Annotated in this window: 23 protein-coding genes and 1 riboswitch; of the genes, 10 read left to right on the top strand and 13 right to left on the bottom strand. The window is 69.8% G+C overall.

Annotated features, from left to right (window positions below; all coding sequences use genetic code 11):
• Nucleotides 1-117: 117 nt before the first annotated feature.
• Nucleotides 118-723, bottom strand: a complete 606-nt coding sequence (locus tag G5B31_RS05225; RefSeq protein WP_165014342.1) for an OmpW family protein — start codon at nucleotides 721-723, stop codon at nucleotides 118-120.
• Nucleotides 724-955: 232 nt separating this feature from the next.
• Here G5B31_RS05225 and G5B31_RS05220 point away from each other — a divergent pair, with 232 nt between their 5' ends.
• Nucleotides 956-2,080, top strand: coding sequence for a hypothetical protein (locus tag G5B31_RS05220; RefSeq protein WP_165014341.1), 1,125 nt, complete (start codon nucleotides 956-958; stop codon nucleotides 2,078-2,080).
• A gap of 304 nt (nucleotides 2,081-2,384) precedes the next feature.
• On the opposite strand, the gene G5B31_RS05215 is transcribed toward G5B31_RS05220, so the two are convergent.
• On the bottom strand, nucleotides 2,385-2,603 hold the full coding sequence (locus tag G5B31_RS05215; RefSeq protein WP_165014340.1) for a YdcH family protein: 219 nt from the start codon (nucleotides 2,601-2,603) through the stop codon (nucleotides 2,385-2,387).
• A 206-nt stretch (nucleotides 2,604-2,809) separates the two neighbouring features.
• Here G5B31_RS05215 and G5B31_RS05210 point away from each other — a divergent pair, with 206 nt between their 5' ends.
• The 3 genes from G5B31_RS05210 (at nucleotide 2,810) to G5B31_RS05200 (ending at nucleotide 4,023) form a co-directional block, all read left to right on the top strand.
• Nucleotides 2,810-3,232, top strand: coding sequence for an Hsp20 family protein (locus G5B31_RS05210; RefSeq protein ID WP_165014339.1), 423 nt, complete (start codon nucleotides 2,810-2,812; stop codon nucleotides 3,230-3,232).
• Nucleotides 3,229-3,456: a DUF1150 family protein gene (locus tag G5B31_RS05205; protein ID WP_165014338.1), complete on the top strand. Its 228-nt coding sequence runs from the start codon at nucleotides 3,229-3,231 to the stop codon at nucleotides 3,454-3,456. Before G5B31_RS05210 ends, G5B31_RS05205 begins: the two co-directional genes overlap by 4 nt.
• A 90-nt stretch (nucleotides 3,457-3,546) precedes the next feature.
• On the top strand, nucleotides 3,547-4,023 hold the full coding sequence (locus G5B31_RS05200) for a cytochrome b (RefSeq protein WP_165014337.1): 477 nt from the start codon (nucleotides 3,547-3,549) through the stop codon (nucleotides 4,021-4,023).
• Between the two features lie 58 nt (nucleotides 4,024-4,081).
• On the opposite strand, the gene argC is transcribed toward G5B31_RS05200, so the two are convergent.
• The 4 genes from argC to trxB all read right to left on the bottom strand — a co-directional run bounded on the left by argC (nucleotide 4,082) and on the right by trxB (nucleotide 8,964).
• On the bottom strand, nucleotides 4,082-4,999 hold the full coding sequence (argC, locus tag G5B31_RS05195) for an N-acetyl-gamma-glutamyl-phosphate reductase (RefSeq protein WP_165014336.1): 918 nt from the start codon (nucleotides 4,997-4,999) through the stop codon (nucleotides 4,082-4,084).
• Between the two features lie 347 nt (nucleotides 5,000-5,346).
• Nucleotides 5,347-7,416: a bifunctional sulfate adenylyltransferase/adenylylsulfate kinase gene (locus G5B31_RS05190; RefSeq protein ID WP_165014335.1), complete on the bottom strand. Its 2,070-nt coding sequence runs from the start codon at nucleotides 7,414-7,416 to the stop codon at nucleotides 5,347-5,349.
• Between the two features lie 132 nt (nucleotides 7,417-7,548).
• Nucleotides 7,549-8,025, bottom strand: coding sequence for an RES family NAD+ phosphorylase (locus G5B31_RS05185; RefSeq protein WP_165014334.1), 477 nt, complete (start codon nucleotides 8,023-8,025; stop codon nucleotides 7,549-7,551).
• 3 nt (nucleotides 8,026-8,028) lie between these two features.
• The gene (gene trxB / locus G5B31_RS05180) at nucleotides 8,029-8,964 is read right to left on the bottom strand and encodes a thioredoxin-disulfide reductase (protein ID WP_165014333.1); all 936 of its coding nucleotides are present in this window, start codon (nucleotides 8,962-8,964) and stop codon (nucleotides 8,029-8,031) included.
• Between the two features lie 182 nt (nucleotides 8,965-9,146).
• Between trxB and G5B31_RS05175 the strand changes: the two genes are divergently transcribed.
• Nucleotides 9,147-9,647, top strand: coding sequence for an Lrp/AsnC family transcriptional regulator (locus G5B31_RS05175; RefSeq protein ID WP_165014332.1), 501 nt, complete (start codon nucleotides 9,147-9,149; stop codon nucleotides 9,645-9,647).
• Nucleotides 9,648-10,034: 387 nt separating this feature from the next.
• Here G5B31_RS05175 and G5B31_RS05170 read toward each other — a convergent pair whose 3' ends face one another.
• The 4 genes from G5B31_RS05170 to lgt all read right to left on the bottom strand — a co-directional run bounded on the left by G5B31_RS05170 (nucleotide 10,035) and on the right by lgt (nucleotide 13,142).
• Nucleotides 10,035-10,235 (bottom strand): hypothetical protein, encoded by a 201-nt coding sequence (locus G5B31_RS05170; protein ID WP_165014331.1) that lies wholly within the window; start codon nucleotides 10,233-10,235, stop codon nucleotides 10,035-10,037.
• Nucleotides 10,236-10,456: 221 nt separating this feature from the next.
• The gene (gene pgeF / locus G5B31_RS05165; RefSeq protein WP_205911828.1) at nucleotides 10,457-11,206 is read right to left on the bottom strand and encodes a peptidoglycan editing factor PgeF; all 750 of its coding nucleotides are present in this window, start codon (nucleotides 11,204-11,206) and stop codon (nucleotides 10,457-10,459) included.
• A 5-nt stretch (nucleotides 11,207-11,211) separates the two neighbouring features.
• Complete coding sequence (locus tag G5B31_RS05160; RefSeq protein WP_165014329.1) at nucleotides 11,212-12,273, bottom strand: class I SAM-dependent methyltransferase; 1,062 nt, start codon at nucleotides 12,271-12,273, stop codon at nucleotides 11,212-11,214.
• Nucleotides 12,270-13,142 carry a prolipoprotein diacylglyceryl transferase gene (gene lgt, locus G5B31_RS05155; RefSeq protein WP_165014328.1) on the bottom strand — a complete coding sequence of 291 codons (873 nt, stop codon included), beginning with the start codon at nucleotides 13,140-13,142 and terminating at the stop codon, nucleotides 12,270-12,272. The genes G5B31_RS05160 and lgt overlap by 4 nt, the downstream gene beginning before the upstream one ends.
• Nucleotides 13,143-13,260: 118 nt before the next feature.
• Here lgt and G5B31_RS05150 point away from each other — a divergent pair, with 118 nt between their 5' ends.
• Nucleotides 13,261-13,518, top strand: coding sequence for an accessory factor UbiK family protein (locus G5B31_RS05150; RefSeq protein ID WP_165014327.1), 258 nt, complete (start codon nucleotides 13,261-13,263; stop codon nucleotides 13,516-13,518).
• Nucleotides 13,519-13,997: 479 nt separating this feature from the next.
• Here the strand turns inward: G5B31_RS05150 and G5B31_RS05145 are convergent, their stop codons facing one another.
• The 3 genes from G5B31_RS05145 to G5B31_RS05135 form a co-directional block, all read right to left on the bottom strand.
• A complete protein-coding gene (locus G5B31_RS05145) occupies nucleotides 13,998-14,768 on the bottom strand; it encodes a TIGR02186 family protein (protein ID WP_165014326.1) in 771 nt (256 codons plus the stop codon).
• Entirely contained in the window at nucleotides 14,765-15,685 is a 921-nt protein-coding gene (locus tag G5B31_RS05140) for a sulfite exporter TauE/SafE family protein (RefSeq protein WP_165014325.1), read from the bottom strand. Before G5B31_RS05140 ends, G5B31_RS05145 begins: the two co-directional genes overlap by 4 nt.
• Before the next feature lie 74 nt (nucleotides 15,686-15,759).
• Entirely contained in the window at nucleotides 15,760-16,563 is an 804-nt protein-coding gene (locus tag G5B31_RS05135; protein ID WP_165014324.1) for a purine-nucleoside phosphorylase, read from the bottom strand.
• A gap of 414 nt (nucleotides 16,564-16,977) precedes the next feature.
• On the opposite strand from G5B31_RS05135, the gene ybeY reads away from it, so the two are divergent.
• The 4 genes from ybeY (at nucleotide 16,978) to metK (ending at nucleotide 21,198) form a co-directional block, all read left to right on the top strand.
• Nucleotides 16,978-17,481, top strand: coding sequence for an rRNA maturation RNase YbeY (ybeY, locus tag G5B31_RS05130; protein WP_165014323.1), 504 nt, complete (start codon nucleotides 16,978-16,980; stop codon nucleotides 17,479-17,481).
• A 41-nt stretch (nucleotides 17,482-17,522) separates the two neighbouring features.
• Complete coding sequence (locus G5B31_RS05125; protein ID WP_165014322.1) at nucleotides 17,523-18,422, top strand: transporter associated domain-containing protein; 900 nt, start codon at nucleotides 17,523-17,525, stop codon at nucleotides 18,420-18,422.
• Entirely contained in the window at nucleotides 18,423-19,940 is a 1,518-nt protein-coding gene (lnt, locus tag G5B31_RS05120) for an apolipoprotein N-acyltransferase (RefSeq protein ID WP_165014321.1), read from the top strand.
• 35 nt (nucleotides 19,941-19,975) lie between these two features.
• Nucleotides 19,976-20,023, top strand: a riboswitch (SAM-SAH riboswitch).
• A gap of 8 nt (nucleotides 20,024-20,031) precedes the next feature.
• Entirely contained in the window at nucleotides 20,032-21,198 is a 1,167-nt protein-coding gene (gene metK / locus G5B31_RS05115) for a methionine adenosyltransferase (protein ID WP_165014320.1), read from the top strand.
• Nucleotides 21,199-21,206: the final 8 nt, after the last annotated feature.

The raw sequence follows: 21,206 nt of genomic DNA, 5'->3' as shown, positions 1-21,206 counted from the left end.
CCGGCCTGCGCGGGGCAAGGTTGCGCGCAAAAGGGAAGGGGCGCGGCCCATTCGCCGCGCCCCGCTGCCCCTGGGGTTCTGCCCGGGTATGCCTCCCGGTTGCGGCCCTGGCCCGCCTCAGAACTTCATCACATAGGAAATGCCGGCGACCAGCGGATCGACCTCGACCTTGCCGATCGGCGAGCCGTCCAGCGTCACGTCGCTGTCGATGTCGATGTAGCGCAGGTCGAAGCGCACCGCGCGCTTGTCGTCCAGCGCCCAGTCGGTGCCCAGATGGGCGGCAAGGCCGAAGCTGTCCTCGATCTTCAGCTCGTGCCCGGCCATGCGCTCCTCGAAGAAGGCGGTGTAGTTGACGCCGAGGCCGACGAAGGGCTTCAGCGCCCCGCCGGTCGGGAAGTGCCAGTTCAGCGTGACGGTGGGCGGCAGGTGCTTGGTCTCGGCGGCATAGGCGCCGGCGAGGTTGATGCCGTGCTTGAACGGCAAGGCGCCCAGAAGCTCGATCCCCAGGTTGTCGCGGATGAAATATTCGACGGTGATCGAGGGGCGGGTGCTGTTGTCCACCGTGGCGGCCGCGCCGGCCAGGGTGCCGTTGTCGCTTTTCGGGGCCACCACCGCGGCACCGAAGCCGATGGTCAGGTCGCCCGCCGACTGGGCCAGCGCCGGGCCGGCCAGCAGCGCGGCGGCAAGGGCGGTTGCGGAGAGGAGGGAGGAATGCGTCTTCATGGTCGGAACCTTCTGTCTTGTGCAGGCGCAGGCTTGGACCGGCGGCCGGCCCGCGACGTTGACGTGGATCAAAAAGGCCCCGGTTCCGCCTGCGGCATTCCGTAGCGGTAAGATATTGATCTGGAATGATTAAATATATCTCAAGAATGTTCGTTTCCGCCGCCGCCGCCCCTTCCCCCCGGCCCGGCGGCGGACTAGTCTTTCCCGGCGGGCAATCGGCAGAAGGTGCGGGATGCGGGGTGTTCTCGGGGCGGTGATGGCGGGCTTCCTGGCGACCGCCCTGCCTGCGGCAGCCGAGACCGCGGCGATCTGCCAGCGCGGGGCGCAGGCCGGCACCGTGCCCCTGGACTACCTGCTGCACCTGGAGGGGCGGGAATATCACGACCTGGTATTGCAGCGGATGGACCCCGCCGCCTTCGACCCAGGCCCCTCTGCGGCCTGGGAGGAGTATCTGCGCGGCGCGGTGCTGGCCGAGGCGATCGAATGGCCGGGGGTGCTGGCCGACAAGGCCGCCGACCTGCCGCCCGCGGCGCATGACCTGCCCTGGCTGGTGATGCTGGCCGATCTGGAGACCGGCATCTTCGGCCCGGCCGAGGTGCTGCTGACCCGGCCGCAATCCATCCTGTTGCCCGACATCCTGCCGCTGATGGAGCGGCACGGGCTGGCGGAAGAGGTGGCGGTGCTGCGCGAGGGCATGGCGCTGTTCCCGGAATGGGGGCTGAACCCGGCCGAGCGGCAGCTGGCGATCTACAGCGTCGAGGGCGAGATCGTCGACGCCCGGCGGGAAGAGGCGCTGCGCGACCTGGACGCCCGCTATCCGCGTAATGGCCGGGCGATGGCCGCCGCGGTGGCGCTGCTGCAGGGCCAGCCGGAACTTGCGCAGCTCTACCGCGCCCGGCTGGACGCCATGGGCGACGAGGCGCGGCTGGACCACCTGGTGCTGGTGCTGCGGCGCGATTGCCTGCCGGCCTGGCTCTATGCCGCCGAGGAGGTGGAGGCGGCCTATCTGTCGCTCGGCTCCGCCCAGGCGGGGCTGTTGATGATGGACGATCTGGCGCAGGGGCTGGACGGTGCCCTGCCGCAGATCTGGCTGGACAGCAGCGGCTCGGCGCTGGCGCTGCATCTGTTGCGGGTGCTGGAGCTGCGGAACGAGACCGCGCTGGTCGAGGGGCTGCGCCGGGTGCTGGCCGAATTCCCCCGACCCTTCCCGCGCGACGGCGAGGCGCGGTGGTCGGCGATGGACGGCTTCGGCCCCGAGACCTGGAACCGGCTGGACACGGCGCTGCCCGAGGATGCCTACGACCTGATCCGCAGCGCCATGCTGTCGCTGGCACGGGATTCGGGGTTGCTGCCGTAGGAGCGCCCCTCCGCCCCACCCGGTTTCTGTGGCGAAGGCCATCGCCTTCGCCACAGCGCTACGGTTCAACCTTCCCGGCCGGGACCATAAGTCCCGGCCAGCGCCCGCCCGCCCCTCGGCGGGCGCTTCTCGCCCGCCCGGGCGGGCGCTGGCCTCTCGGGGTTTGGCGTGACCAATGCTTCCGGGTGCAGCAGCCGCGCACGGGCGGGGGCGAGGCAGTGCCTCGCCTTCTCCCGCCCGCGGATGACGGGCAACGGGGTGCCCCCCGGCGTAGGGCGGGGTTCACCCCGCCATTCCACCGCCCTTACGCGATGATGTCGGGGATCAGCTGGTCCTCGATCCGGGTGATCGCGTCCTTCAGCGCCAGCTTCTGCTTCTTCAGCCGCCGCAGCGTCAACTGGTCGGGCCGGCCGGTGGTCTCCAGCGCGTGGATCGCCTCGTCCAGGTCACGGTGCTCGCGGCGAAGCACTTCCAGCTTCACCTTCAGCATTTCCTCGAAGCTCATCTCGGAGGGCGCGTTCATGGCTGCGACTCGGGGTCCCCTGGCTCTTTTGATCAATCATATAGCGCGTCCGCGGCAATTTTTGAAGGAATCTCGGGGGCTGCCCGCCGATTCCGCAGCGCGGCGACTTGCGGCGCGCCAGCCGCTTTCCCATATTCATTCCAAGGACGCCGGTGCCCGCGAAGGGGCCGCGCTCCGGGCATGTCGCTTGAACCAAGGGCAGACCGATGACGAAACTGAGTTTTGGGGCCCACCCCTTCCTTCTGGGCTTCGAGCAGCTGGAACGGCTGGTCGAGCGCACCGCCAAGTCCGGGGCCGAGGGCTATCCCCCCTACAACATCGAGGCGGTGACCGAGAACGCCTATCGCATCACCCTTGCGGTGGCGGGCTTCCGCGAAGAGGATCTGTCGATCACGGTCGAGGACCGTCAGCTGGTGATCCGCGGCCGCCAGGCCGACGACAGCGGCGAACGGGTCTTCCTGCATCGCGGCATCGCGGCCCGGGCCTTCCAGCGCAGCTTCGTGCTGGCCGACGGGGTCGAGGTGGCGGGGGCCGGCATGGAGCATGGCCTGCTGAACATCGACCTGCGCCGGAACGTGCCGGAGACCGTGGTCCAGACCATCCGCATCGGCAAAGGAGGTGCGAAATGAACACGCCTTTCGACGCTCTGCCCCAGGGCAGCAACCGTATCGTCTATGTCCGCCCCGTGCAGGTGGCGGACCTGCCGGAAGAGGTCCGCGCGCAGATCGAGGGGACGGATGTGATCTATTCCGTCCATGCGCCCGACGGCCAGCGGCTGGCGCTGGTGGCCGACCGCAGCATGGCCTTTCACCTGGCGCGCGCGCATGACTTTGCGCCGGTGAACGTCCACTGACCGCCCTCTGACGGGCCCCGGCGCGGCGACGGAAAGCCGCCGCGCCGCCGTATCACCTTCGGAAACGCGCCCGGCCGAAGGAGAGAAGGCATGAAGACGACCACCGGCTACAGCGGCGCACAGATCGCGCTGCACTGGCTGATCGCGGGCGGGGTCCTGTTCAATTACATCGTCAGTTCCGGCATGGGCCGGGCGCTGCATCAGCGGCTGGAGGGCGCGGAGATTTCCGTCCCCATCGCCGGGCTGCATGTCTGGATCGGCGCGGCGGTGCTGGCGCTGGTGGTCCTGCGCATCGGGCTGCGGCTCTTGCGCGGCGGCCCGGCGGTGGAGAAGGGGGCCTTGGGCAAGGCGGCCTCGGCCGTGCATGGCCTGTTGTATCTGCTGATGCTGGCGGTGCCGGTGTCCGGCGCCGCGGCCTGGTTCGGCGGGGTGGAGGCGGCGGGCGATCCCCATGGGATGCTGGCCAACCTGCTGGTCCTGCTGGCCGGCGCCCATGCGCTGGCGGCGCTGTTCCACCACTACGTGATGAAGGACGGCGTGCTGCGGCGGATGCTGCGGCCGGCGTAAGGAACGCAATTTTCTTGGAAGAAAATTGTCAAATTCCTTCCAAGGAATTTGGGCGCGGTCAGAGGCCCGCGCCCTCGTCCAGCCCCAGCATCAGGTTCAGGTTCTGCACCGCCGCGCCCGAGGCGCCCTTGCCCAGGTTGTCCAGCACGGCCACCAGCACGGTCGCCCCGGTCTCGGGGTTGCCGTGCACCGAAAGCTCCATCCGGTTGGTGTCGTTCAGCGCCTGCGGCATCACCCGCGGCTGGTGGGCGGCCGCATCGACCACGGTCACGAAACGCTCGCCGGCGTAATGCGCCCGCAGCGCCTCTTCGGCGCGGGCGGCCCCGCCGGGCAGCGACAGTTCCACCGCCACCGCCATGCCTTGCGCATACTGCCCGACCGAGGGCACGAAGACCGGCGGGCGGACCAGCCTGGCGTAGCCGGTGATCTCGGGCAGGTGCTTGTGGGCCTGCCCGGTGCCGTAGAGGAAGGAGCCGGTGACGGCGCCCGACTCGAATTCCTCGATCATCGCCTTGCCGCCGCCGGAATAGCCCGAGACGCCGGAGATGGCGATCTGCGCCCCGGCCTCCACCACGCCGGCATCGACCAGCGGGCGCAGGAGGGCGATGGCGCAGGTGGACCAGCAGCCGGGGTTGCTGACGCGGGCGGCCGCACGGATCGTCTCGCGCTGGCCCTGCGCCAGTTCGGGGAAGCCGAAGGTCCACCCGGGGGAGGTGCGGTGGGCGGTGGAGGCGTCGATCAGCCGGGTCTTCCCGCCGGCGGCGTCGCAGGCCGCGACGATCTCCTTCGCCGCCGGGTCTGGCAGGCAGAGGATCGCCACCTCGGCCTCGGCGAAGGCGGCCAGCCGGGCGGCATTGTCCTTGCGCAGCGCGGGGTCGATGCGGACCAGCGCGATGTCGTCTCGCCGCTCCAGCCGCTCGCGGATCTGCAGGCCGGTCGTGCCGACATCGCCGTCGATGAACACCTTGCGCGCCATGGTCGCCTCCTTGCCGTCCGCCCCGGGGGATATAGTCGCTTGCGGCGGGCGTGCAATGCGAAACGGCCGCTGCAAGCCGGGGGAGCCGCGGTTTGGCCGGGCGGGATGAGGCGAGGCATTGCCTCGCCCCCGCCCGTGCGGGGCGGTTGCACCCGGAAACGGGAGTGACAAGAGACCACAGAGGCCAGCGCCCGCCCGGGCGGGCGAGAAGCGCCCGCCGAGGGGCGGGCGGGCGCCGGCCGGGTGCTTTGGGCACCCGGCCGGGAAGGTGGCAATGGCACCGCATGGCGAAGGCGATGGCCTTCGCCAAGGGGGGCGGGGCGGGGGAACCGCCAACCGCCTCCGGCTCAGGCCTTGATCAGCCCCATGCTTTCCAGCTTCAGGATCACCTGATGGGCGCAGTGGTCGACGTCCACGTCCTGGGTGTCCACCCGCAGTTCGGGGTTCGCCGGGGTCTCGTAGGGGTCGGAGATGCCGGTGAATTCCTTGATCTTGCCCTCGCGCGCCAGTTTATACAGGCCCTTGCGGTCGCGGCGCTCGCATTCCTCGATGCTGGTCGCCACATGCACCTCGACGAAGGCGCCATAGGCCTCGATCATCTCGCGCACCGCCCGCCGGGTGGCGGTATAGGGCGCGATCGGGGCGCAGATGGCGATGCCGCCGTTCTTGGTGATCTCGGACGCGACATAGCCGATCCGCTTGATGTTGATGTCGCGGTGTTCCTTGCTGAACCCCAGTTCCGAGGACAGGTGCTTCCGCACCACGTCGCCGTCCAGCAGCGTCACGGGGCGCCCGCCCATCTCCATCAGCTTGACCATCAGCGCATTGGCAATGGTGGACTTGCCCGAGCCGGAAAGCCCGGTGAAGAACACCGTGAAGCCCTGCTTCGCGCGCGGCGGCGAGGTGCGGCGGAGTTCGGCCACCACCTCGGGGAAGGAGAACCAGTCGGGGATCTCCAGCCCCTCGCGCAGGCGGCGACGCAGCTCGGTGCCGGAGATGTCCAGCACGGTCGATCCCTCGGGAACCTCGTCTACCGGGAAATACTGCGCCTTTTCCTGCACATAGACCATCTGTTTGAAATCGACCATCTGGATGCCGATCTCCTCCTGATGCTTGCGCACCAGCTCCTGCGCGGCATAGGGGTCGTAGAAATCCTTGCCCTGGCTGTTCTTGCCCGGTCCGGCATGGTCGCGGCCGACGATGAAATGCGTCACCCCGTGGTTCTTGCGGATGATGGCGTGCCACAGCGCCTCGCGCGGGCCGGCCATGCGCATCGCCAGACCCAGAAGCGACATGGTGGTGGTCGAGGCCGGATACTTGTCCAGGATCGCCTCGTAGCAGCGCACGCGGGTGAAATGGTCCACGTCGCCGGGCTTGGTCATGCCGACGGTCGGGTGGATCAGCAGGTTGGCCTGCGCCTCGCGGGCGGCGCGGAAGGTCAGTTCCTGGTGGGCGCGGTGCAGCGGGTTGCGGGTCTGGAAGGCGACGATCTTCTGCCAGCCCATCTTGCGGAAGAAGGCGCGCAGCTCGTTCGGGGTGTCGCGGCGGCTCTTGAAGTCGTAGTGGACCGGCTGCTGGATGCCCGTCACCGGCCCGCCGAGATAGACCTTGCCGGCGGTGTTGTGCAGGTAGTTCACCGCCGGATGCGCCACGTCGTCGGCGCCGAAGACCTTCTCGGCCTCGTTCGCCTTGTTCGGCACCCATTTGTCGGTGACCGACAGGATGGCGAGGATCACCCCCTCGGCATCGCGCAGCGCGATGTCCTGGCCGGGCTCGATCTTCTCGGCGAAGACCTCGGTGACGTCCAGCGTGATCGGCATCGGGAACAGCGCGCCGGAGGCCAGCCGCATGTTCTCGACCACGCCGTCGTAATCGGCTTCGGACATGAAGCCCTTCAGCGGGGTGAAGCCGCCGTTCATCAGCAGTTCCAGGTCGCAGACCTGCCGCTGGGTCAGGTCCCAGGACGGCAGCGCCGCCGCCTCGTGCTTCAGCTTCTGGGCGGATTCGTAGGAGACGTAAAGCTCCGGGATCGGCGCAAGGTTGTTCTGCATGGCCTCTGTCCTGTGTTTTGCGGGGAGGAGAGTCGCGTCCTCACCCGTCAGTTCGGCGTGAAGGGCGTGATATTCGGCAAGTTTCCCTGCCAGAAAGCGGTCGACCAGCCGCGCCTTCTCGGCGCCGCCGCGGGGGGTCAGCGCATAGGCGAGGCGCTGGCGCCGGTCGGTGATGGCGTTGCGGTCGGTCACCTGAATCAGCCCGGCCTCGGCCGCGGCGCGAAGCTGGGCGTTCAGGCTGCCCAGGCTGATGCCGAGCGCCTGCGCCGTGGCGCGCTGCGAAGCCTCCGGCGCGCGGTCGAGCTGGCGCAGGAGGCGGAAGAGCTGGTCTTCCTCGGGCAGGGCGGGGCGGGAGGAGGCGGGCATCGGAGCGGGGACTGTGGCATTCGCAACTGTGTTCAATGATGAACATATTCCATATGGCGCCGCCGGAGGAAAGCGAAAGCTGCATTTGCCGGCGAAAAAGGCGATTTTCCCGCTAAGGGCGCGGCAGAAGGGTCACAGTCCCGCGGGGAAAGGCCGCGGCGGACCGGCCTGTCGCAGCAGCCCGGGCCGGAAGATCACGACATGCGTCAACTCGGGCCGCGAGCGCGAGGAATAGAGCATCCCTTCCGCCCCCGCCGCCCGCGCCGCATCGGAAAAGGCCCAGGTCGGGGAAGGGACGCCCGCCGCCCGGAGGTCCTGCCAGACCGCGGAAACCCCGGGCTGGCCGCGCAGGTCGGCCAGCCGGGCGGCGGCAAGCTGCAGGGGCACGATCTCGCGCGGCGGATCATCGGCGCGCAGATAGCGGCGGATCGCCACGGCGCAGCCCTCGGGCGTCAGCGAGGCGTAAAGGGCGAACTGCCCGGACTGGTGGAAGCGCCCCTCCGGGGCCGAAGCCGGCGCCAAGGGGTCGGCGCCGCGGAAAATCGCCCGGAACAGCGGTCCGGCATGGGGCAGGAGGGGCGGCGCCTCGGGGGCAGGACCTCCCGTCATCGCTCAATGCCCCGCCAGGAACCTTTCGGCGTCCAGCGCGGCCATGCAGCCCATGCCGGCGCTGGTCACCGCCTGGCGGTAGATGTGGTCGGTCAGGTCGCCGGCGGCGAAGACGCCGGGGATCGAGGTGCGGGTGCTGCCCGGCTCCACCTTCACATAGCCGCCGTTGTGCAGCTCCAGCTGGTCCTTCACCAGTTCCGACGCCGGGGCATGACCGATCGCCACGAAGAAGCCGTCGCAGGGGATGTCGGTCACTTCGCCGGTCTTGACGTTGTGGGCGCGCACGGCGGTGACGCCGAGCGGCGCCTCGGTCCCCAGCACCTCTTCCACCGTATGGTTCCACAGCACCTGGATCTTCGGGTGCTTGAACAGCCGCTCCTGCAGAATCTTCTCGGCGCGGAAGCTGTCGCGGCGGTGGATCACCGTCACCTTGCTGGCGAAATTGGTCAGGAACAGCGCCTCTTCCACCGCGGTGTTGCCGCCGCCGATCACCACCACTTCCTTGCCGCGGTAGAAGAACCCGTCGCAGGTGGCGCAGGCCGAGACGCCGAAGCCCTTGAACTTCTCCTCGCTGGGCAGGCCCAGCCATTTCGCCTGTGCGCCGGTCGCCAGGATCACCGCATCGGCCAGATAGGTGGTGCCGGAATCGGCATGGGCCTTGAACGGCCGGGCCGAGAGGTCGAGCGAGGTGATATAGTCGCTGACCACCTCGGCCCCCATGGCGCGGGCATGGGCCTCCATCCGCACCATCAGGTCGGGGCCCTGCACCTCGGTGTCGCCGGGCCAGTTCTCCACTTCGGTGGTGATGGTCAGCTGGCCGCCGGGTTGCAGGCCCTGCACCAGCACCGGGTTCAGCATGGCGCGGGCGGAATAGACCGCCGCGGTATAGCCCGCCGGGCCGGACCCGATGATGAGAACCCGCGTATGTCTTTCGGCCATGACCGTCCCCCGGAATTGCAGCCTGCCCGATATAGGCAAAGCCTTGCCGGGCCGAAAGCCCCGAATGCTTGCCGAAAAGGCGGCTGCGACGAAACGCGGCGCGGTGCGCGGGGGCAGTGGACGAAAGAATATTGCGCGGATCGGCGCAACCGCCTAGAAGGCGGGCAACCAGGGAGAGAGCAATGGCCGGACACAAGCTGGACCCGATCGACCGGCGCATCCTTGCCGAGTTGCAGGCCGACGGCCGGATGACCAATGTGGAACTCGCCAGCCGCGTCGGCATCTCGGCCCCGCCCTGCCTGCGCCGGGTGCGCACGCTGGAGGAGGCGGGCTACATCACCGGCTACCATGCCGAGATCGACGCCCGCGAACTGGGCTTCGAGGTCGCCGTTTTCGCCATGGTGCGGCTGAACTCGCAGGCCGAGGCCGACCTGTCCGCCTTCGAGGCCCGCTGCCGCGCCTGGCCGCTGGTCCGCGAATGCCACATGCTGAACGGCGAGATCGACTTCATCCTGAAATGCGTCTCGCCCGACCTGTCCACCTTCCAGAGCTTCCTGACCGGGGAACTGCTGAAGGCCGAGAACGTGGCGAACGTGAAGACCAGCCTGGTGATCCGCTGCGCCAAGGACGAGCCCGGCGTGCCCTTCGACGTGCTGGAGGCGCGGCTGGCCCGCAGCGCCTGAACGCCGCTCGTCGATGGCCTTCGGCCACTCCTCGCCGGGACCCGCGAAGAGCGCATGAAATGCGGCGATGAGACTGTCCCAAAACGGAAAACGGCCCCTTGTGGTGCCAGAGGAGCACCGGGGCCGTCTTTCCCGTCTCCCCCGAGCAGGGGGCGGGCACATTTCCAGCGGCCTGGCCCTTGCGGGTCTTACACGCCTGCCGGCACTGATACTGTCGCAGCGGGACAACTGCTGCGTGTAAATCTGTCACCAATATGGCCCGCTGTCAAACCTCGGGCGCGTTTCGGGCCGCGTCCCTGGACGATGCCGGTTGCCCGCCCGGCATTGTCCCCTTCTTTCGCACAATCGGCCGGGGGACCGGCGCGAATTGTGGCAAATCGATTCGGATCAGCGGGCGGCGAGGGCGGTCTTGCCGAAGAGCCCGACCTCGCGGCGCGGTGCCGGGCGTTCCTGCGGCGCGGCGGCTTCGGCCGTCGCGGCGGGGCGCCTGCGCTGGCCGCGCATCCAGGGAAAGGCCGGCAGCGGCTCGGCCGAAGCGGCGATCACCGAGCGAAGCCAGCGGCGTTCGGTCCTGATGTCCTGGGTCATGGTCTGTCTCCTCTTGGCTCTGCGGCCTTGAACTGAGGATCGCGGACCAATGCGGCGGCTGTTGGACGGATATTTGCCGGATTGGGGCCAATTCCGGGCGGGCGACAATCCGGCGCAAAAGCCGCCATCGTTGCCGGAATTGCGAGTTTTCGGCGAAAACTCGGGACAATCGGGCCGGTGTTGCCCGAACTGTTTCCCGGATTGCGGCAATCCGGTGGCGGCTACAGCCGGATGGCCGAGATCAGCCTTCCATAGTCGGCCTCGCCGGCATGGGTGGTGCGGCGGTAGGAATAGAACCGCTCCGAATCGCGGTAGGTGCAGTGGCGCACCCAGTCCGCCTGTCCCACCCCGGCCGCGCGCAGCCGGTGCAGGCCGAAGCCGGGCAGGTCGAACAGCAGCCGATCGCCCTGGCCGTTGGCGAAGAAACGGGTGTAGGCCGGGTCCTCGTCGCGGAAGGCGTCGAGGAATTCGGGGCCGACCTCATAGGCGGCCTGGCTGATGCAGGGACCGATCACTGCGGAAATCGCTTCGCGCTTCGCGCCGAGAGTCTCCATCGCCGCCACCGTCGCCTCCAGCACCCCGTCCAGCGCGCCGCGCCAGCCGGCATGGGCGGCGCCGATCACCCCGGCCTCCGGATCGGCGAACAGCACCGGCTGGCAATCCGCCGTCAGCACCGCCAGCGCCAGCCCGGGCGTGGCGGTCACCATCGCATCCGCCCGCGGCCGGTCGGACAGCGGGCCGGCGACCGTGACCACATCCGCCGAGTGCACCTGGTTCACCGTCACCAGCGCCTGCGGCGCCACCCCCATCGCCTCGGCCGCGCGGGCGCGGTTGATCGCCACGATCTCCGCCTGGTCCGACGAGCCCGCGCCGCAGTTCAGCCCGGCGAAGATGCCCGAGGAGGCCCCGCCCTTGCGGGTGAAGAAGCCGTGGCGGGCGGGCAGGGCGTCGGAGGTGATGATTTCCAGCATCATGGTCAGGGGGCGAATCCGGGCGGCGGCGGGGCGGCGGGCGGAAAGACGGCGAGCGCCTTGAACAACTCACCCATTTCCTCCGGGTCGGTCAAGCGCCGCTCTGCCGCCCGATGCGCGGTGAGCGCTTGACCGTCCAGACCGGCGGCCAGCCGGTCGGCCCGGGCGGCAAGGCCGAGGGCAGACAGCAGCGCGCCCTGGGTGGTGTAGCGCGTGGCGGCGGGGGCGGCGGCCAACGCCAGCGCCTCGAAATCGACATGGGCGGTCAGGTCGGCTTCGCCGGGGGCCTCCAGCGGATCGGCGAAGGCATGGGCCCGCAGCGCCTGGAAGGTATCGCCGCGCGAGCGCCAGCCGCCATAGTCCACCACCAGCGCCAGCCCGCCATGGCCGGCGATGCGGGCCGCCAGTCCGGCCATGATCGGCGCGGCGGCGGGGCAGGTCTCGACCACATCGCCTTCCTGCGTGTCGGCCAGCCGGTGTGCCAGCAGGGCCAAGGGGGCAGGGGGTGCGCGGCCGAGGGTCAGCCGGCCGGCGTCCAGCCCGACCATGGTCTCGGACCAGCCGTCGCCCGCCCGGGTGAACTGGCGGATCGGCAGGGCGTCGAAGAATTCGTTGGCGACCAGGAACAGCGGCTGGCCGGGCAGGTCCTCCACCCGGTCCAGCCAGTCCACCGAATGGGTCCCCAGCGTGGTCCGCTGCACCTGCCGCAGCCGGGGAGAAACCTCGACCAGCATGACCCGCGCCGCGTCCTGGAAGCCCGGCACGCCGCGGGTGGCGCGCAGCAGGTCGGCCATCAGGGTGCCGCGGCCGGGGCCGAGTTCGGCCAGGGTGAAGGGCGCGGGCCGGCCGAGGTCCAGCCAGTATTGCGCCAGGCAAAGGCCCAGCAACTCGCCGAACATCTGCGAGATTTCGGGGGCGGTGGTGAAGTCCCCGGCGGCGCCGAAGGGCGCGCGGCTGGTGTAATAGCCGTGCTGAGGGTGCAGCAGGCATTCGGCCATGTAGTCGGACAGCCGCATCGGCCCGGTGGCGGCGATGCGGGCGGCGAGAATCTCCGCCAGCGCCGTCATGCCGCCTGCCGGGCGCGGGTCAGGACCCACAGGCCGATGAATATCATCGGCAGGCTGAGGCATTGCCCGGCGGTCAGCCCCCAGCCGCCGACATGCAGGTAGAGGCCGAGCGGATTGCCCTCGGCCACGAATTGCGCATCCGGCTGGCGGACGAACTCCACCAGGACGCGCGCCGTGCCGTAGCCGGCGACGAAGAGGCCCATGATCCGCCCCGGGAAGCGCAGCCAGCCGCGGCGGTATGCCAGCCACAGCACCGCGGCGCCGAGCAACAGCCCCTCCAGCGCGGCTTCGTAAAGCTGGCTCGGGTGGCGGGCGCAGAGGCCGGCGATGCCGGGGCAGGTCTGGGCGGCGTCGCCGGGGAAGACCACGCCCCAGGGCAGGTCGGTCGGGCGGCCCCAGAGCTCGGCATTGATGAAGTTGGCGAGACGGCCGAGCAGCAGCCCCGGAGGCACCGAAAGACCCATCAGGTCGCCCAGCCGCAGCATCGGGATGCCCTCGGCCCGGGCGAAGAGGACGCCGGCGGCGGCGACGCCGAGGAAGCCGCCGTGGAAGGACATCCCCCCCTCCCAGACCCGCAGGATCGCCAGCGGCTCGGCGGCGAACTTGGCGGGCTCGTAGAACAGCACATAGCCGATGCGGCCGCCGAGGATGACGCCGAGGATCACCCAGGTCATCAGCCGCTCCAGCTGGTCGCCGGTCATCGGCGCTGCGCCGCCCCAGAGATCGGCGCGGCGCAGGGTGCGGGCGGCGATCCACCAGGCCAGGACGATGCCGACCAGATAGGCCATCGCATACCAGCGCAGCGCGAAGGTCATGCCGAAGACGGAAATGGAGAAGATCTCGGGCGAGATGTCGGGGAAGGGGATCATGCCGGTCTCCGCTGCTTCGGGGCTTGATGCGGGCCGGGTGCGGCGAAGTCAACCGGCTGGCAGCCTTGTGAAGGGGGACGGGCCGGCGCATATAGGGGTGGTGACAGGAGGCCCTTCCATGCAGACGCGCAACAAGTTCCTCGACGACATCAGCCAGCTGATGACCAATGCCATGGGCGTGGCGCAGGGCGCGAAGACCGAGGCGGAGACGGCGATGAAGTCGCTGGTCGACCGCTGGATGGCCGACCGCGACTTCGTCACCCGCGAGGAATTCGACGCGGTGCGGGCGATGGCGCAGAAGGCCCGCGAGGAGAACGAGGCGCTGAAGGCCCGGCTGGATGCGCTGGAGGCTGCGGCGGCGAAGAAGAAGGGCTGACGATCCTGTCTAGCGAAGGATAGGGGCGGAGGCGTGTGTCGTCTGTCGGCCTGCCCCCGCCTGTCCTCCCTGCGCAGGCGGGAATCCATCTTCCGACATCCGTTTCCTGGGTCCTCGCCCGCGCGAGATGACAGTTCTTGTTGTGGTGAGGACAGCGGGAAGCCCCGTGCCGCGGGTCTGCCGCCTGTAGGGCGGGGTTTAACCCGCTGCTCCACGGTGTCCTTGGCGAAGGCGCGTGCCTTCGCCATAGCGCAACGTATCAGCCAGACCTGCCGGGCCCCAAAGGCGCGGCCAGCGCCCGCCCCGCCCTCGGCGGGCGCTTCTCGCCCGCCGGGTCGGGCGCTGGCCTCTCGGGGTCTCGTGCTGCCACCGTCTCCGGGTGCATCCGCCGCGCACGGGCGGGGGCGAGGCAGTGCCTCGCCTGTTCCCGCCCGCGGCGGGGTGAACCCCGCCCCTACATGCTTGCGCTTAACCCCGCTCTACGCCCGGAACAGCCGGAACGCGGCCGAGGCGGCCCAGCCGGAGACGGCCGCCAGCATCAGCGAGACCAGCCCGTAGATCAGCGGCTGTTCGCGGGCCATGTTGTAGACCATCCGCTCCAGCCCCGCCTTGCGCACGTTGATCTGGCGTTCCTGGCTGGCCACCACCTTGCCCCCGCGCAGCAGGAACAGGCGAACCTTGTAGATGCCTTCGGTCAGGTTGGCGGGCAGCACCACGTCGGTGCGGAACAGCGTCTGCTCGGTCAGCTGCACCCGGTTCTCCATCAGCCGGTAGCGGCCCTCGCCGGTGCGCACCCGCATCATCGCCTCGACGAAGGCTTCCGAGGCATCGGCCTCGGCGGTGATGCCGACGGCGCGGATCACCCGGTCGATGGTGATGCCCTGGCGCAGGTTCTCGGTCGCCGAGAGGATGTCGTGCAGGTGCCCCGTGGTGGCGACCGCGTAGAACGAGGGCGCGCTGTCCACCGCGATCGAGGCGTTGTTGACCCAGATGCCCCAGACCCGGTCCTTGCGGCGCACCATCAAGGGCGTCGCCGGCCCCTCGATGGTGACGATCACGTCCAGCCGACCCTCGGGCGGCGGGCTGTCGCGGCGGACGGCGCCGTAGACCAGGATCTCGGACCCGTCGAAATCGGCGGTGATCGAGACGCGGTTCTGGCTGAGACCGGCGACGATGGTCTCCGGCGGCTTCTCCTGCGCCCCGGCGGGGCCGGCGAGCAGGCAGAAGGCGAGGAGGAGACGGCGGATCACGGCAGCACCCCCGGCATCACCGAGTAAAGCTCGGCCGGGCGGATCAGCAGGTCGGCGGCAATGCGCAGCGCCACCGCCAGCACCAGGAGCGACAGCAGGATGCGCAGCTGCTCGGCCTTCAGCCGCAGCCCGACCCGGGCGCCGATCTGCGCTCCGATCACCCCGCCGAAGATCAGCACCAGCGCCAGCATCATGTCGACGGTCTGGCTGGTGACGGCGTGCATGACGGTGGTGAAGGCGGTGACGAAGATGATCTGGAACAGAGAAGTGCCGACCACCACCTTGGTCGGCATCCCCAGAAGGTAGATCATCGCCGGCACCATGATGAAGCCGCCTCCGACGCCCATGATCGCGGCCAGGAAGCCGACCAGCGCGCCGACCAGCACCGGCGGGATGACGCTGATGTAAAGCCCGCTGGCGCGGAACTTCATCTTCAGCGGCAGGCCGTGCACCCAGTTGTGGACATGGGCGCGGCGGACCGGCGCATTGGGCTTGCGGCTGCGCAGCAGGGCGCGCAAGGACTCCTGCAGCATCATCGCGCCGATCAGGCCGAGGAACAGCACGTAAGAGAGCTGCACGAAGAGGTCGACCTGCCCCTTCGCCTTCATCCAGGCGAAGACCCAGATGCCGATTCCCGACCCGCCGACGCCGCCCGCCAGCAGGACGAAGCCCATGCGGAAGTCCACCGCCTTGCGCTTCAGCTGCGCCAGCACACCCGAGACCGAGGAAGCCACCACCTGGTTCGCCCCGGTCGCCACGGCGACGGCGGGGGGAACGCCGATGAAGAACAGCAAGGGCGTGATCAGGAAGCCGCCGCCCACGCCGAACATGCCGGACAGAAAGCCGACGATCCCCCCGATCCCGAGGATCAGGAAGGCATCGACCGAGACCTCGGCAATCGGGAGGTAGATCTGCATCGCGCCGGACGGGATAGGGAAGACTTGTCCGAGGGTTGCGCCCCTTTGGCGGGGAAGTCAAATGCACAAAGGCGTCATTCCGGCGCAGAGAGGAAACGCCTCAGGATGCGTTCCAGTTTTGCCGCACCCAGGGGGGCCATGGCCTTGGTGTGGTCGTGGCTGATCCTCTCCTCCGACAGTCCGGCGGCCATGTTGGTGATGGTCGAGACGGCGGCGACCTCCAGCCCCAGGAAGCGGGCCAGGATCACCTCGGGCACGGTGGACATGCCGACCGCATCGGCGCCGAGGGTCCTCAGCAGGCGAATCTCGGCCGGGGTCTCGAAGGAGGGACCGGAATACCAGGCATAGACGCCTTCTTTCAGCGCGATGCCCTCGGCCGCGGCGGCTGCCCGCAGGGCGGCGCGCAAGCGCGGGGAATGGGCGTCGGTCATCGGCACGAAGCGGGCGTCTGTCCTTTCGCCGATCAGCGGGTTCAGGCCGTTGTAGTTGATGTGATCCGACAGCAGCATCAGGTCGCCCGGCGGGATGTCGGGCCGCAGCGACCCGGCGGCATTGGTCAGGATCAGCCTGTCGGCGCCGAGCGCCTTCAGCGTTTCCAGCGCGCCGCGCATCGCGGCGGGGTTGCCGTTCTCGTAGTAATGCTCGCGGGCGCCGAAGACGGCGACGCGGACGCCCTCCAGCAGGCCGACGTGCAGATGCGGGTTGTGGCCGGAGACCTGCGCCCGGGGAAAGCCCGGCAGGTCGGCATAGGGGATCGCCGGGCCGTCTACCGCCTGCGCCAGATGCCCGAGGCCGGAGCCGAGGATCAGGCCGAGGCGGACGGGCTCCTCTCCGGCACGGGCGCGGATCAGGGCGGCGGTCTCGGTCGGTTCGGTCATCGCGGGTCCTCGGCTGCGGCTGGTGACGCGAGGATACGGCCATCCGCGAACAGGCTGCCACCTCTTTCTGCCAAGGCGGATGGGCAACCGGCGCCAGCTTCGTCCGGCTTATTTGGCGAAGGCGCGTGCCTTCGCCACAGCGCAACGGTTCCATCTGGACCGGCCGGGCCTTCAATGGCCCGGCCAGCGCCCGCCCCGCCCCCGGCGGGCGCTTCTCGCCCGCCGGGTCGGGCGCTGGCCTCTCGGGGTTATGTGTGACCAGCGTTTCCGGGTGCTACCGCTGCGCACGGGCGGGGGCGAGGCAGTGCCTCGCCTGTTCCCGCCCGCCGGGCCGCAGTCCTACCCGTGCAGAATGCCGATCCCCGCCGGGACCATGGGCTTGCACGAAGGCTGGCGGCGGGGTAGGGCGCGGCCATGGGACAGCTGGTCGAGACCGTGGTGGAGGACGAACGCTGGGCCGGCCTTGGCCTCGACGCCCTGGCCGAGGCCGCGGCGCGGGCGGCGCTTTCCGGGCTGGGGCTGGCGGCGGACGGCTTCCGCATCGCTCTCCTGGCCTGCGACGATGCCCGCATCGCCGGGCTGAACGCCGATTTCCGCGGCAAGCCTGCGCCCACCAACGTGCTCAGCTGGCCCTCCGAGGAACGCGCGGCGGAGTTCGTCGGCGAGGAGCCGGAGCGGCCGGAGGCAGGGACGGAGGATAACCCGGAGGACCTGGGCGACATCGCCATCTCCTGGGAGACCTGCGCCCGCGAGGCGGCCGAGCAGGGCAAGCCGATGGAGGCGCATGTCGCCCATCTGGTCGTCCATGCCGTGCTGCATCTTCTGGGCTACGATCACGTCGAGGACGAGGATGCCGCGCTGATGGAAGGGCATGAGGTGCGGATACTTGCGTCCATGGGGCTTCCTGACCCATATTGAGCAGGCACCCGCGGGACGGGTGTTTTTCGGACAAAGGACCGATGGGCAGTAGCACCGAAGGGTCGTCTGCGGCGCAAGGAGCGGCGTTGCAGGACACGGCCGACGAAGACCCTCCAGAGGCCGCAGGACGCGGCTTCTTCGGGCGGATCCTCTCCGCCTTCACCCCGACAGCCGAGCCGGACGACACCCCGGCGGCCTCTGCCGCACCTGCCGCCAGCGCCGGCCTCGGTGCGCTGCGACGGATGCGGGTGGACGACGTGGCGATCCCCAAGGCCGAGATCGTCGCCGTGCCGCTGGACATCGGCAAGGACGAACTGGTCGAGGTGTTCCGCCAGCACGGCTTTTCCCGGGTGCCGGTCTACAAGGGCACGCTGGACCACCCGCAGGGGCTGGTCCACCTGAAGGACCTGGCGCTGACTCATGGCTTCGGCGCCAACGGGCGGTTCAGCCTGAAGCGGCTCTTGCGGCCGATCCTCTACGCCCCGCCGTCGATGCCGACCGGCGTCCTGCTGCAGAAGATGCAGAAGGAGCGGGTGCACATGGCGCTGGTGATCGACGAATACGGCGGGGTCGACGGCCTCGTCACCATCGAGGACCTGATCGAGACCGTCATCGGCGAGATCGAGGACGAGCATGACGAGGTGGAAGGCGCGCTGTGGAAGGAGGAGAAGCCGGGGGTGATCCTGGCCCAATCCACCGCGCCGCTGGAGGAGATCGAGGCCGCGCTCGGCCTGAAGCTGCGGCAGGAGGGCGAGGACGAGGAGATCGACACCATCGGCGGGCTGGTCTTCCTGCGCGCCGGCCGGGTTCCGGCCCGGGGCGAGGTGGTGGACCACGAAAGCGGCGCGCAGATCGAGATCGTCGATGCCGACCCGCGCCGGATCAAGCGGCTGCGGATCCGGCTGCCCGCGACTGCGGCAGGCCCGGCGGCGGAAGGCTGAATGGGCCTGCGGCGCTGGCTCTGGCCCGGGCGGGGACCTGCGGCGCTGGCCTTCGGGCTGGGGGCCGTGGTCGCGCTCGGCCAGGTGCCCTTCGGGGTGCAGGTGCTGGCGCTGCCGGCGCTGTGCGGGCTGCTGCATCTGCTGTCGCGTGAGGCGGCCCCGCGCGCCTTCGCACTGGCGCTCATCGCAGGTGCGGGGCATTTCGCGCTGGCGCTGAACTGGATCGTCAATCCCTTCTTCGTCGACCCCTGGGTGCATGGCTGGATGGCCCCCTTCGCCGTGGTGCTGCTGGCCTTCGGGCTGGGGCTGTTCTGGGCCGGGGCGGCGGCGCTGGCCGCGGCGCTGACGGCCCCGGGGCGGCTGCGGCTGCTGGCGCTGGTGACGGCGCTGGCGCTGGCCGACCTGCTGCGGGGCCATGTCTTCACCGGCTTTCCCTGGGCGCTGTTCGGCCATATCCCGCTGGACACCCCGGCCGAGCAACTGGGCGCGCTGGTCGGCGGCTATGGCATGGGCGCGGTGGTGCTGGCGCTGGCCGCGCTGCCGCTGGCCTGGCCGCGGGCGGGAACGGTGGGGGCCTTAGCGGCCATCGCGGCGGTGCTGGTCTGGGGCCATGCGCGCCAAGGGCTGGAGGCCGCGCCGCCGCCCGGAGGGGTGGTGCGGCTGGTGCAGCCCGCCGTGGTGCAAAGCCTGAAATGGGACCCGGACGAGGCAAGGGCCACCTTCGACGGCCTGCTGGAGCTGACCGTCGCCCCGCCGCAGGGCGCGGTGCCCGACCTGGCGATCTGGCCCGAGACCGCGGTGCCTTTCCTGCTGGCCGAGGGCGAGGGCGCGGCGCTGGCGATGGGATCGCTCGGCCTGCCGGTCGCGGCGGGCTATCAGCGGGTGGAGGGCGAAAGGGCCTGGAACAGCCTGGCGCTCTTCGGCCTCGGCGGCAGCATCGGGCAAAGCTACGACAAGATCCACCTCGTCCCCTTCGGCGAATACATCCCCTTCGGCGACCTGGCCTTCCGCCTGTTCGGCCTGCGCGCCTTTGCCGCCCAGCAGGGATTCGGCTACACCGCGGGGGAAGAGGCGCGGCTGGTGGACTTCGGCCCCGGCCTCGGCCCGGCCCGGGTGCTGATCTGCTACGAGGCGATCTTCCCCGGGGAGGTCGGCACCCCGGACCGCCCCGGCTGGCTGCTGCAGGTGACCAACGACGCTTGGTTCGGCACCCTGACCGGGCCTTACCAGCACTTCGCCCTCGCCCGGCTGCGGGCGATCGAGCAGGGGCTGCCGCTGGTGCGGGTGGCGAACACCGGGATCAGCGCCGTGGTCACCGCCACCGGGCAGCTGGCGCCCGACACCGCCGGCGTCCCCGCGCGGATGGGGATGGGCGCGCGCGGCACGGTGGACGCCGCGCTTCCCGGCGCGCTGCCGCCGCCGCCCTATGCCCGCAGCGGGGACCTGCCGCTGCTGCTGATGTTGCTGGCGGGGCTCGCTTTCGCCGCCCTGCGGGCGCGCGCCGGCAAGCGCCCTTGAAACTTCGCCTGCAAGCGCGTAACCGGCGGGCATCCTTTCCGTCACAACGGCTTCCTGGCGTGGCGGTTTAACCCAACGGAGCACCTTTCCCATGAGCCGCAAGTCCTATGTCTTCACCTCCGAATCCGTGTCGGAGGGGCATCCCGACAAGCTGTGCGACCGCGTGTCGGACGCCGTGCTGGACGCTTTCCTGACCGAAGATCCGAATGCCCGCGTGGCTTGCGAGACCTTCGCCACCACCAACCGCGTGGTGGTGGGCGGCGAGGTCGGCCTCTCCTCGAAGGAGAAGACCCAGGCGATGATGGAGCGGATCGACGGCATCGTCCGCGACTGCGTCCGCGACATCGGCTATGAGCAGAAGAAGTTCCACTGGGAAAAGATCAAGGTCCACAACTACCTGCACGAGCAGTCCGCCCATATCGCGCAGGGGGTGGACCGCGACGGCGCCGGCGACCAGGGCATCATGTTCGGCTATGCCTGCACCGAGACGCCCGAGCTGATGCCGGCGCCGATCCAGTATGCCCATGCCATCCTGCGCCGGCTGGCCGAGGTGCGGAAATCCGGGCAGGAGCCGACGCTGGGGCCGGACGCCAAGTCGCAGCTGTCCCTGCGCTACGAGAACGGCAAGCCGGTGGAGGTGACCTCGATCGTGCTGTCGACGCAGCATACCTCGAAGCGGCAGACCTCGAAGGTGATCCGCAAGATCGTGGAGCCCTATATCCGCGAAATCCTGCCCGAGGGCTGGCTGACCAAGAAGACCGAATGGCACGTCAACCCGACCGGCACCTTCGTGATCGGCGGGCCCGACGGCGACGCCGGGCTGACGGGCCGCAAGATCATCGTCGACACCTATGGCGGCGCCGCGCCCCACGGCGGCGGGGCCTTCTCGGGCAAGGACCCGACCAAGGTCGACCGCTCGGCGGCCTATGCTGCGCGCTATCTGGCGAAGAACGTGGTGGCGGCGGGTCTGGCCGACCGCTGCACGCTGCAGGTCTCCTACGCCATCGGCGTGGCGAAGCCCTTGTCGATCTACGTCAACACCCATGGCACCGGCACGGTGGAGGAAGCCGCCATCGAGAGGGCGGTGATGGAGGTGATGGACCTGACCCCGCGCGGCATCCGCACCCATCTGGGCCTGACGAAACCCGTCTACGCCCGCACCGCCGCCTACGGTCATTTCGGCCGCGAAGCCACGGCGGACGGCGGCTTCAGCTGGGAGAAGACCGATCTGGTCGAGGCGCTGAAGAAGGCGGTCTGAGCGCCGGG

The organism is Rhodobacter sp. SGA-6-6 (assembly GCF_011043545.1).
Taxonomy (GTDB): Bacteria; Pseudomonadota; Alphaproteobacteria; order Rhodobacterales; family Rhodobacteraceae; genus Pseudogemmobacter.
Note: the sequence above shows the minus strand (reverse complement) of the source record. Positions and strands in the feature narration are given on the sequence as shown.